The sequence below is a fragment of the Amycolatopsis solani genome (assembly GCF_033441515.1).
GTDB lineage: Bacteria > Actinomycetota > Actinomycetes > Mycobacteriales > Pseudonocardiaceae > Amycolatopsis > Amycolatopsis solani.
Genome location: NZ_JAWQJT010000001.1, coordinates 2,533,357 through 2,544,709, shown reverse-complemented (window position 1 = coordinate 2,544,709; position 11,353 = coordinate 2,533,357). Strand labels below are relative to the sequence as shown.

Sequence of the window (11,353 nt, the reverse complement as noted above, 5' to 3'; positions counted from 1 at the left end):
TTCGAGCAAGTATAGCTAGAATGCTCTGAAGTTTTCTTTCGAGCATTACTAGTCGATTTATTGCTCCAGCGAGCACCGAGTGGTCTACTCGTGCCACCGCCACCGCTCGCCCCGACTTGGAGGTCCGAACGATGACCGTCCGTCCGATCGCCGTCGACGAGCAGGCGTCGAGCTGCTACTTCCGCACCACCGTCGACACCCCGTACCGCAAGGCCCTCGTCCAGATCACCGAGCGGTGCAACCTGCGCTGCGCACACTGCTTCGTCTCCGCGACCAAGCGCGGCAAAGACATGCCGCTGACCGAGGTCGTGAAGAAGGTCGTCCCTCGGCTGGCCGACGCCCGGGTCCGCCGGGTGACGCTGACCGGCGGCGAGCCGACCGTTCACCCGGACTTCCTCGGCATCGTGCACGTCTTCCGCAACGCCGGAATCGACGTCGGCATCTGCACCAACGCCACCGAGCTCGACGACAAGCTGATCCGGCAGCTCGCCACAGCCGGGGTGCACGCCAACGTCTCGCTCGACGGGTTCGCCGCCGACTCCCACGGCCTGTTCCGCGGCGACCGCGCCTCCTTCGACGTCACCGTGGCCAACGTCCGCAAACTCGCCGCGGCCGGACTCCTGCAAGGGCTGCTGTGCACACCAAACTCCCTGGCCGCCAACGAGGAGTACGTCAAGCTGTGCGAGTTCGCCCGCGAGAACGGCGCCCGCTACGTGCTGCTCAACCCGCTGGGCAGTATGGGCCGCGGCGTGAAGTCCCAGCGGAAACTCGCGAAGACCACCATGCACATGCAGGAGATCTTCGAACTGACTACCCCGTTCGACGGCCCCGACCTCGACATCGCCCACATCCGCTTCCCCAACACCGACGGCAAACCCCTCGCCGGCTGCGAAGCCGGAACGATCATCTACGTCTTCACCCCGGGCGAGGTCACCGTCTGCTCCTACCTCGTCTTCGCCGCCCGCACCCCGATCTCTCGCCACCCCGACACCGACTTCATCGTCGGCAACATCTTCACCGACCGCGACCTCGCCGCCCGCCTCGACGCGTACCGCTTCCACGAGCGGTTCCAGGTCGGCGCGAACCCGACCTGTACGTCCTGCAGCCTCGAATCCGCCTGCGGCAAGGGCTGCCCCGCCGCGGTCGTCGCCGCGGGCGGACGCATCGGCGATCTCGACGCCGAGCAGTGCCCGGTCACCGCCGAGACCCACCGGCTGCTGCCCCTGGACGTCGCGTGAGCGCCCCGCGGCTGCCGGGCAAGCTGGTGACCTTCGAAGGCCCCGGCGGCGTCGGCAAGACAACGATCACGGCGCTGGTCGCCAAGCTACTCGGAGCGGACGGCGTTCCCGTGCACGCCACCGTCCAGCCGTCGCGCTCCCCGCTGGGTGAGCTGGCTCGGCATGGCACCGACACCTACCGCGACATGGCCCTGGCCTGCCTCTGCGCCGCCGACCGGCACCACCAGCTGGCCATCGAGATCCTCCCGGCCCTGGCCGAGGGCAAGATCGTGCTCTGCGACCGGTACGCGGCATCGTCGCTGGTCCTGCAGGGACTCGACGACATCCCCCTCGACGTCGTCTGGGCACTCAACCACGACGTGTACCGCCCCGACCTCGTGTGCGCGCTCAAAGCTCCACCCGCGGACGTCGAACAGCGGCTGCGCGCCCGCGGCGGACACAGCCGCTTCGAGCGCACCCCCGGAAGCAGCTTCCGCGAAACCCTCGGCTACCTGGCGGCCATGACTTTCCTGCGCGACCAGGGCTGGCCCGTCGAGATGATCGAGTGCGCCGACGATCCCCGCGCCACGGCTGGCACCATCGTCGACCTGATCCACCGCACCCTCACGGAGAGCCCGGCATGCCCCTGACCGTCCTCACCCTCAATGTCGGCAACCCCGCCGTCGAACGAGCCCGCCGCCAGCGCGACTGGCTCGCCCGCCGCGGTGAGGACGTCTTCGTACTCACCGAGACCGGCTCCGGGCCCGGCACCCAGCTGATCGCCGAGTCCTACCGCGACGCCGGCTGGGCAGTCACCTTCCCCCATTACCCCGATAAGGAACGCGGCGTCATGCTGCTCTCCCGGTTCGAGAGCACCGTGGACCCCATCGGCGCGGCGATGTCCTACATGCCCTCGCGGCTCGCTGGCATCGCGCTGGACACCGACGATGGCCCGCTGCGCATCCTCGGCGCCTACGTCCCGTCCCGCGACGCCACCGAAGCGAAGACCACCCGCAAGCGAGAGTGGATCGAGGCCTTCCACCAGGCGTACGAAGCCACCGGGGACGACGCCGCCGTTCTCCTTCTGGGTGATCTGAACGTCCTGGAACCCGAGCACGTACCGCCTCACCCAGGGCAGTTCGCGCCCTTCGAGACCGCCTTCTACACCGCACTCACCCAACGACACGGCCTCACCGACCTCTTCCGCGCACTGCACCCGACCGCCGTCGAGCACAGCTGGGCCCGCCGCGCCGAACTCGGCTACCGCTACGACCACGCCCACGCCTCCACTCCGCTCCTCGCCCACCTCACCAGCTGCTCCTACGTCCACGACACCCGTTCGGGGAACCCCGCCCTCACGGACCATTCAGGACTCGCCGTCCAGCTGACGCTCACCGCGCTCGCGCCGCTGATAACGTCCGACCCGGCCGCGGACCGCGAGGCAACGCTGTTCTAGCCAGAGGGCTCGTGCCCGGCCGCCACACCAGCCGCCGAGCACAAGGGGCCGAACCGGATGACCGTCGCCAGCGACCCGACGTTGCGGGTCGGCGCCCGCGTCCTGCTCCTCAACCCCGCCGACGAGGTCCTGCTCATCCACGCCCGCGACCCCGACAACCCCGACCATCACTGGTGGGAACTCCCCGGCGGCGGCCAAGACCCCGGCGAGAAGCTCGAGGACACCGCCCGCCGCGAAATCGCCGAGGAAACCGGGCTGGTTCTGGACGAGATCGGCCGCAAGCTCTGGACCCGCGAGAGCCGCTTCACCTACCGCGGACGAGAGCATCACCGCCTCGACCACGTCTACCTCGCCCGCACCGACCACGACGCACCGCAGGTCGCACTCCGCCACACCGCCAACGAGCGGGCCGGGCTCATCGAGCACCGCTGGTGGTCAGCAATCGACCTTGCCGATTGCCGGGACAAGCTGTTGCCTGCTCAGCTGCCTGACCTTCTGCAAGCGCTTCTTAACGATCACTTCCCCACCACTCCCCTGGCGCTCACCGCCTGACCTCCCCGTTGCTGGTGGCACAGCGTGTCGAGCGGCCCAGGCGAGGGACGCTACTGGACCGCTTGCCGGGCGCGGAGCCGGTCGAACCAGGTGGCGATCGACCGCTTGTACCCCTCCGGCATTGGCAGCTCGGAGACCTCGTCTTCCAGGAATTCGCCGATTCGGCTGTGCTCATGGCTGAGGACCGGCGCGGCACTGGAGGTCGTGGTGCAGCCATAGGTCACGATGAACACATCCTTCGCGGCCACGGCGATGTGGTACACCCACGCATCGAGGATCTCGACGTCGACCGGTAACCCGGACTCCTCGGTGATCTCTCGAGCGACGGTTTGCTCGGGAGTCTCGCCGGGTTCGATCCGGCCGCCCGGCAGCTCCCACTCGTCGCGCTCGTTATGCATCAACACGACTCGGCCATCCCGGACCAGCACACCCTTGATCGACACCGGGTATCCAACCTCCACCACCCGACACCAACCTCCCGCTATCCATGCTTCTCTGTCACCGACAGTAGCGCTGCAGGACCACCGTTAGATCATCAGCACGAGGGGCGCAGTCGAAGCTACCGCCGTGCCGGCGCGTGAGGGTGTCGCACCCGGGGCGCATGCCTCCGCGGTCACCGGCCCGCCAGCTCGGCAACGACCGGCGCAAGAACACCGGCAGCCTCGGCCCCGACCACGAAGTAGGAGAACCCGATCTCCTCCCACCGCCGTTGAATCTCCTCAGCAGCGGCAGAAGGATCACTGGGCAGGAACGCCAGCGAGTCCGCGGCTCGGACGGCAGCGGGGTCGGTGTCGGGTCCGGCCATGAACGCCGTGACCGAATCGCCCACCACAGGCACGTGCAACGCCAATTCCGCACCGCGGCGGTTGTCGAAGCGTTCCACCCGCTGGATCGTCGCGGCCCGCGTCTCAATCTGTGGCATCACGAAGGTCACGGTGTCGGCGAGTTCCGCGGCGAGCCCTTGTGCCTTCGGGCCGCCCACAGCCATCACCACCGGCGTGTGCCGGTCCGGGCCGTCGAGGTCACGCAGAGCCGTGACCACGTCACGCACCTGGCTCGTCCGGTTCGCCGGGCTGATCGGCAAGCCCAGCTCACGGAGCTGGCCGGCGATCCCGGGCCGGCCGGTGCCGATGCCCATCTCGAACCGCCCCTCGGTGAGCACGGACAACGAGTGGGCCTCCCACGCGGTGATCCACGTCGGCCGGACCGGAGACGCGTACACCCAGGTGCCCACCCGCAGGCCGGTGATCGTCGCCGCCACCGCGAGCGCCGGTCCCGGTGCCGGCTGCCACTGCGGCACATCGGGCATCAAGATCGTCGAGTAACCGCTGTCGGCCAGACCACGCAGCTGATCACGCCAGGCTGGCAGGCCGGCGGTGATCGGCGCCACGACCCCGAACCGCAACGGCCTGCTCTCACGTGCGGAGGTACTCGCCATGGTGAAGCCCCTTCCCTTGCCGGCCCAGCCTGGCGCCGAGCTCATCCCCTACCACGAACGAGCGACCGCGCAGCCGACACAACGCGCCAAGCAATCTGGCGCGACCTTCAGTCAAGAGCTGATCGGAATCTTGAGCAGGAGACGCACAGCGTTCGATCGCGCCGTCGAACCGCTACGAGGCTCACGGATACTTATCGCCTACGCTGCAAGAGGCTGGCGTGGACACACGCCGGATCCGCCCGGCGCATGGCGATCCGGGCACGGAACGACTGCGCCACCGGGCCGTCCGGCAGCGGCGCCGTCCACCGGTAGCACGGGGCACGAGCCATCGCAGCCGCCACCAATGTCCGGCCGAAGCCGAGGCGCCGGTACTCGGCGGCGACATGGACGTAGTCGAGGGTGGCCGTCTGGCAGCTCGCGCACAGGCTGGCAGTCACCGCGCCGACCTCGGTGCCGGCGAGCTGGAGTTCGATCCGACCCGCCAGCGTTCCCGCGGCCGGTGGATGAGCGACTAAGACGAGCCCGTCATCGGGGGCTAAGCCGGGCGGGTGCTGGATTGTGACGTCGAGGTGCGCCCACTCGGCGAGGCGCCGGGCCGCGAGATCGCAGCCTTCCTGCGCGCGGCAGACCTCGCAGAGAGTGCCGTGCAGCCGGTAGCGGTGGCTGTAGGGCTTGAGCTTGTCGTAGAGGTCCAGGTCGAGCCGGTGACCGCGCAGGCAGACGACGAGCTTGCTGGACGCAGGCCGGACGGGAATCAGCCCGCCGTACTCGCCGCGCGCCCCTGACCGAACGGCGCCGCTCGCCTGGTTGATCATCGCGCACCCCGCAACGGTCCCGACCAACTCACACGCAGCCGCCGCGCTGTGTGAATCATCCGGCGACCTCGGTCAGTCTGCGGTCGGCGGATGTCTCGACAGCGGCTACAGCACCGTCGGGGCCCGGAAGCCGCAGCGCCACCTTGCGAGGGCGAGCCGCCGGACCGCGGCCGCGGCTGGTCGCCACCACGTCACGGAACTCCAAGTGGCCGAAGCCGTCGTCGGTGAGACCCCGCCACCGGCGACTCGACACGCTCACTTCGAGTTCAGCGCCGGGCCACTGGCCGGCGCAGAGCAGCACCGCGCCCCGGTTGCGGACACGTCCGGCCAGCCGACGAGCCAACTGCGACTGAATCCCACGGGCGACAGCCGAGCCGAGCACGACCAGATCGAACCCGTCGATCAACGCCGAGAGCACCGCGGCGACCTCAGCGCCGGGATCAGGGATGAGAGCGAGCCGGTCGAGGTCGACGCCCAGCTCGGCGGCCGCCACCAGGCCGACCTCGGGCATGCCGGTGATCGCCGCCCACGATCCTTCCCTCATCGCTTCGGCCAACAAGGCCAAGACCAAGGCGGTCGAGCCGCGGACCGCCACCGTGCTGCCGCGCCGCAGACCATTCGGCACCAGTCCAGCGAGAGCCTGCGCCACCGGCAAAGAACCAGCAGACGAGGAAGTATCCGACGCTGGGTCATCAAGCTGCGCCGCGGTGCGGACGCCAGGGATCGCGGCGAGCCCAGCCACCACTTCCGGCACCGCCACCACGCACCTCCAGCACCACGAACACGCACCGGAGACGCCCACGTGGAAAGCCGCGAGCGCACCCGAACCCATCGAACACTTGTTCGGATATTTCGAGACGTCGCCGCCGCTGTCAAGCCGAGCGGCTCAAGCTCACCCTCACTGTGGTGGGGTCGCAGCTCACGGCGCTCACCCTTGCACTTGGTATTGCCGATCAGAGTGTTGACCAGCGCAGACACAGCGGGTGTTAGGCCAGCCGGGCCACCCGAGCAAGTGCCAGTCTTGCCCATGCATCCAGGTGGCCAAGCTGCCTGTCCGGGCTTCCGCGCGAGACCCAGTGACCACGCCGTGTTCGCCTGGTCGTCGGGCGGCGTGACACACGGCCTACTTTCGTCGGGTCAAACTACGTCCAAGCTCTACCTCATCTGGCGCCGTGGTGTCCCTTATTCGCGACAGCCATCGTTGACCGCGTGGGATCACGTGAGTTTCGGGTGCGGCTGCCATTGACGTACCGCCATCCCGGTACGCGACGATCGTGCATGCGGTCGCCGGGGTACTCGACGCTGCCGGCCTGATCGCCAGCTCGTCGATTGTCGTGGACCATGAAGCCCGCGATGAGGACTTGAATCACGAGTTTGACCGGTTCAGCGCCGAATACCCGTGGAGTGAAGTCTGATCGCACGTCCATGGCGCTGCTGCGGTGGGCAGGCCGAGCACACCCCAGCGACACCGGCAAGGATGACCACGCCGATGGCGGCGATCGCGATGATCCAGCCGCTGCCGGTGCTGCGCTCCGCGGGCGGTGTGGGAGGCCCGCCGTGGTAGGGCGGGAATCCTTGGGCGCCGGCGCGTTCACGGCGCACCTCGCGGTCACAGGTTGTCTGCCTGCGGCCAGTGGCCGCTCGGCAGCCGGGGGTCCTTCATCACCCCTTGGCGTCGCGGATGCTGGCCAGGGTGCCCATCAGCCGGGTGACGATCACGGCCAGTCGGTTGATCCGTTGGTGACCAGGCCGCCGATCGCCCTGGCCAGGTCCTCGGCCGCCAACGGGATCCCGACGACCGCCAGCACGTCGAGCGGCGTCGACTCACCTGACGCGGCTGTGAGGAAGATGATCTCGAACTCCGGCGAAGTCGCGCAATCCGCCAGCGGGCACGCCGCGCGGTTCTCAGCGTCGGCGATGAATGCTGGACACTCAACCCGTCCAGCAGCGGATCCAGCCTATGATCAACGCGGTATTTCGATCCTTCAAAGCGCTCTGGCCGGTGACTCCCTGTCAGACGAACAGGTTGGTGACTGCCAGCAACATAGCGTGCCGGCCTGCTCAGCGATGTCGACTAGGAGGCGAGCGCACCTTACACTGGAACGGAAGCTTAGTGAGCGGGGCCTGGATGGAACGGTGGCCCATCGCTGAGCACCGGGAACCAACCGACATTGCGAGGGCGTTCTCCGTGACCGAAGCATTAACCGTTGGGCTCAAGCTGACTCACGATGCTTCCGTTGCGGCAACCAGGGGAAGTACCACATCGACGATCGTCGAACTCGAAAAGCTCGGCAGACGGCGATTCGCTCGCGCCATGGGACGGGCCGACATCGAACTGCTTCTCAAGGCTGGAGGAGCGTTGGATGACACTCCTGACTTGTTGGTGGTTGACGGCTGGTTCACCGACAGAGACGGTTACCTTCAACTGCCGAATGGGCCGAGGATTCGGGTCGCGCCGTATGCGCCGGAGTACTCTCCCGGCACGGTCGTCGACTTAGAGTCGGAACTCGTGCCAAGCGACGTTCTAGGACGAGCGGCCGTCTCGGTGCCGCATGTGATCAGCCACGTCTACGCCGCCCTCGGCTCGGCGCCGGGTCCGTCGCCCGCACGCGACTATGTACTGGTGTGGGATGGCGGCGTCGCGCCGGCGCTATTCGAGAAAACACGAAGCTGCTTAAGTTTCATCGACACCCTGTTCCCGATCGCGTTAGACGTTTACTCAAGGACCGCGATGTTGATGCCGCCGTTCGGACCGGACTCGATGAACGCGCCGTCGCGTGATCGACTGGATGTCGCGGGTAAGGTCATGGCCTTCATCGCAACGGCGAAGGAGCAAGGGGAACCTGCGGCCGCAAAGGTCGCGGACGTGATGTCCGCGGCCATGAAGTCCTCTAAAATGGCTGGTATCACTGACTCGTCAGCCCTTGCCCGGAGACTCGCGAACCTCCATTACAACCACCGAGAAACCATGAGCCCCGCCGACGTCCTCGCTGGCCTTCACTTTGCGCTCGAGAGAGCTCTCCGAATGCAGCTCGATCGAGTTCTGCCCGCGTCCGAACGGGCAGGAAGTCGCCTCTCCGTGGTCGGCGGCGCCGGACTGAACATCAAATGGAATGCCGCTCTCCGGCGGTCCGGGTCTTTCGACAGCGTCTGGGTTCCTCCGTTCCCAAACGACTCGGGTGTAGCGTTCGGTGCCGCTGTCGCCGGGCGCGCGGCGATGACCGGGGAGGTCACAACACACTGGCGAGTTCACAGCGGGCCCACTCTCAAGAAGACTCGCCGTCTGGGATCGCCAGCATCGCCAGCAAACGTCGCGGCCGTTCTGGCTGACGGACATCCCGTCATGGTTCTCGACGGACCGGCAGAAGTCGGCCCGCGAGCACTCGGAGGCCGCAGCATCCTCGCTGATCCGCGACGGCCCGAGATGCGCGACCGGCTCAATGCCATCAAGGGCCGTGAGCCGTACCGCCCCATCGCTCCCCTGTGCCTAGAAAAACATGCTCCAGACTACTTCGAACCAGGGACGCCAGACCCTTACATGGTCTTCGAGCATAAGTTGAATCAGCGTGGCAGAGAACTAATCCCGGCAATCGTCCATCTCGACGGGACCGCACGACTCCAGACCATCAACGAGGAACAGAATCCGTTGATATTTATCATTCTCACCGAGTTCCAGTCCCTAACGGGCGTGCCCGTGCTGTGCAACACCAGCGCCAACCGAAACGGTCGCGGCTTCTTCGACTCGGTCGAAAAAGCTATTAGATGGGGCGGAGTCCCTCACGTTTACAGCGACGGCAAACTCTTTCTCGGGAGGAAGGCCTCGAGGTGATGAAGTACAACTTCCTCGGACGATCAGGCTTGCAAGTGAGCGCGCTCGGCCTAGGGACTTGGGCGACAGTGGGCGAGAGCATCGGGCACGCCCACACCGTCGAGATTTTTCAGGCTGCACAAGAGGCCGGAATCAATCACGTGGACACGGCCGAGGCGTATGCCGCAGGTTTGGCTGAGTCGGAAATATCAGCGTCGCTTGACGAAATCGGGTGGAACCGGGACGACATCGTCCTCGCGACCAAGCTGTATTGGGGTATCCGACCGGTTGTGAACTGGGGAGAGACCCTCAACAGAAAGTACCTACTGCGTTCAGTCGACGGTTGCCTTCGACGACTAAACACCGACTACATCGACATACTTTACTGTCACCGACCTGACCCTCACACCCCTATTGACGAAGTTGTATTCGCGATGTCCGACATCGTCGCCTCAGGGAAAGCGATGTACTGGGGCACGTCCGAGTGGCCCGCAGGATCAATCCGCGACGCCATCGACTTTGCTGAAAAGTACGGATTGAGGGCCCCGACGGTAGAGCAGCCCGAACTGAACCTCGTGTGGAGAAGTCGATATGTACAAGAGTACTTGCCGCTCCATCGCGACACAGCGCTTGGACTGGTGACCTGGAGCCCATTGGCTTCAGGTCTGCTAACAGGAAAGTACGCCGGGAAGACATCCGGGACGGAACGCGCCTTCCAAACAGGAATGGAGTGGCAACGAGACCGACTCCTTAACGGCGCCCGCGACGAAGTAGCTACGTTCGTCGAGTTGGCACGTGACCATGCCGTCGAACCGTCTCAATTGGCGATCGCTTGGTGTCTGCGTCGCGAAGGCGTCTCCTCCGTTCTCCTGGGTGCTTCGTCTGTGGAGCAGTTGCGCATCAATCTCCGCGCACAGGAGACGGCTGAAGTAATCTCGGACGAGGTAGAGAAACGACTAGAGTCGATCTTCGTAACAGACTTGGAGCGACACGAATGATCAGGCGAGACTCGAAGGCGGTGCAGGCCCTCCGCCTCCGCCCCAATACAGCGCAGGTACGAAATGCGATTGCCTATCGTCGTTCCGAACGCGGCGCCGAGGTAGCGAACCGGCCCACCTGGCTGCTGATCTACCTAACCGACAACTGCAACCTCCGATGCCAGATGTGCCCACACCACACGACGCTTGAAGTCGACGGCTTCAAATACCTGAAAATCATCGAGAACGCGATGACCCTAGACGTGCTCGAGGGCGCATTAAATCGTTACCCCGAGGTGACACACGTGAGTCTCACAGGCGTCGGCGAACCGCTTATGCACCCGCAGATTATGGATGTGCTCGCGATACTCAATTCGAGGCGCGTGCTCTTCGACGTCACCAGTAACGGCTACCTGCTGTCCGGTGAAGTCGCTGAAGCACTGCAGCGAAGCCAGCATCTGCGAGAACTGTCCGTAAGCCTCAACGGCGCTACACCCGAAGAACACTACGGCGTCACGGGCGCCAGAGGCTTCAATCGCGTGCTCGAAAACGTCCGCCGCATCACTGGTTCGAAGCGGAGCCACCTACGCGGTCCAATGCGAATCGCTGGAAGTCAGGTGTGTACTCCAGACAATGTAGCTACTTGGGACACCTATGTGAAGCTCGGAGCCGACCTTAAACTGGATCGACTCTACCTCCACAACGTCATCGACATGAACATCCAGGGTCCAGGACTGACGACTCTAACCGATACTCCCGCGGTGCGCGACGCGATCGCCCAGCTCCCAGATCGCGCCGGCGACACTGAAATAATCAAGCCACGAATCATTAAGAAGGCGAAAGTTGGCATCGGCTGCCAGTTCTTCCATCGAAATATCGCCCTCGACGCAAAAGGGGCCATCGGGTCATGCGGACGCGTCATGAATCCTAGCCCCCTCTACGGTAACATTAAAGATGAACCCGACCCGTGGACCAACGACTACTTCACGAAAACCCGGGCCACGTTCGTGGACGGAACAATGCCGAGCCCTTGCTGGACATGCGTGGAGTTACAAAGCGAAGAGTAGCGGGCTTAATCAGTGACGGCAAC

General features: G+C 65.5%; 12 protein-coding genes. 8 read left to right on the top strand and 4 right to left on the bottom strand.

Annotated features, from left to right (window positions below):
• Window positions 1-131: 131 nt before the first annotated feature.
• From SD460_RS12630 to SD460_RS12615, 4 genes are read left to right on the top strand one after another with little or no spacing between them, the layout of a single operon-like run.
• Entirely contained in the window at window positions 132-1,238 is a 1,107-nt protein-coding gene (locus SD460_RS12630) for a radical SAM protein (protein WP_290050354.1), read from the top strand.
• The gene (gene tmk / locus SD460_RS12625) at window positions 1,235-1,867 is read left to right on the top strand and encodes a dTMP kinase (RefSeq protein WP_290050352.1); all 633 of its coding nucleotides are present in this window, start codon (window positions 1,235-1,237) and stop codon (window positions 1,865-1,867) included. The genes SD460_RS12630 and tmk overlap by 4 nt, the downstream gene beginning before the upstream one ends.
• Window positions 1,858-2,673, top strand: a complete 816-nt coding sequence (locus SD460_RS12620) for an endonuclease/exonuclease/phosphatase family protein (protein ID WP_290050351.1) — start codon at window positions 1,858-1,860, stop codon at window positions 2,671-2,673. Before tmk ends, SD460_RS12620 begins: the two co-directional genes overlap by 10 nt.
• 57 nt (window positions 2,674-2,730) lie before the next feature.
• The gene (locus SD460_RS12615; RefSeq protein ID WP_290050349.1) at window positions 2,731-3,225 is read left to right on the top strand and encodes an NUDIX hydrolase; all 495 of its coding nucleotides are present in this window, start codon (window positions 2,731-2,733) and stop codon (window positions 3,223-3,225) included.
• Between the two features lie 50 nt (window positions 3,226-3,275).
• On the opposite strand, the gene SD460_RS12610 is transcribed toward SD460_RS12615, so the two are convergent.
• The 4 genes from SD460_RS12610 to imuA' form a co-directional block, all read right to left on the bottom strand.
• Entirely contained in the window at window positions 3,276-3,668 is a 393-nt protein-coding gene (locus SD460_RS12610; protein WP_354670598.1) for an NUDIX hydrolase, read from the bottom strand.
• 170 nt (window positions 3,669-3,838) lie between these two features.
• On the bottom strand, window positions 3,839-4,615 hold the full coding sequence (locus SD460_RS12605; RefSeq protein WP_290050348.1) for an LLM class flavin-dependent oxidoreductase: 777 nt from the start codon (window positions 4,613-4,615) through the stop codon (window positions 3,839-3,841).
• Between the two features lie 239 nt (window positions 4,616-4,854).
• Window positions 4,855-5,478 carry a GNAT family N-acetyltransferase gene (locus SD460_RS12600; RefSeq protein WP_290050346.1) on the bottom strand — a complete coding sequence of 208 codons (624 nt, stop codon included), beginning with the start codon at window positions 5,476-5,478 and terminating at the stop codon, window positions 4,855-4,857.
• 55 nt (window positions 5,479-5,533) lie between these two features.
• A complete protein-coding gene (gene imuA', locus SD460_RS12595) occupies window positions 5,534-6,238 on the bottom strand; it encodes a DnaE2-dependent mutagenesis accessory factor ImuA' (RefSeq protein WP_290050345.1) in 705 nt (234 codons plus the stop codon).
• Between the two features lie 514 nt (window positions 6,239-6,752).
• Here imuA' and SD460_RS12590 point away from each other — a divergent pair.
• From SD460_RS12590 to SD460_RS12575, 4 genes are all read left to right on the top strand, one after another.
• Entirely contained in the window at window positions 6,753-6,893 is a 141-nt protein-coding gene (locus SD460_RS12590) for a hypothetical protein (RefSeq protein ID WP_290050343.1), read from the top strand.
• Between the two features lie 773 nt (window positions 6,894-7,666).
• Window positions 7,667-9,307 carry a carbamoyltransferase C-terminal domain-containing protein gene (locus SD460_RS12585; protein ID WP_290050341.1) on the top strand — a complete coding sequence of 547 codons (1,641 nt, stop codon included), beginning with the start codon at window positions 7,667-7,669 and terminating at the stop codon, window positions 9,305-9,307.
• The gene (locus tag SD460_RS12580; protein WP_290050340.1) at window positions 9,307-10,284 is read left to right on the top strand and encodes an aldo/keto reductase; all 978 of its coding nucleotides are present in this window, start codon (window positions 9,307-9,309) and stop codon (window positions 10,282-10,284) included. Before SD460_RS12585 ends, SD460_RS12580 begins: the two co-directional genes overlap by 1 nt.
• Window positions 10,281-11,330 carry a radical SAM protein gene (locus SD460_RS12575; protein WP_290050339.1) on the top strand — a complete coding sequence of 350 codons (1,050 nt, stop codon included), beginning with the start codon at window positions 10,281-10,283 and terminating at the stop codon, window positions 11,328-11,330. The genes SD460_RS12580 and SD460_RS12575 overlap by 4 nt, the downstream gene beginning before the upstream one ends.
• Window positions 11,331-11,353: the final 23 nt, after the last annotated feature.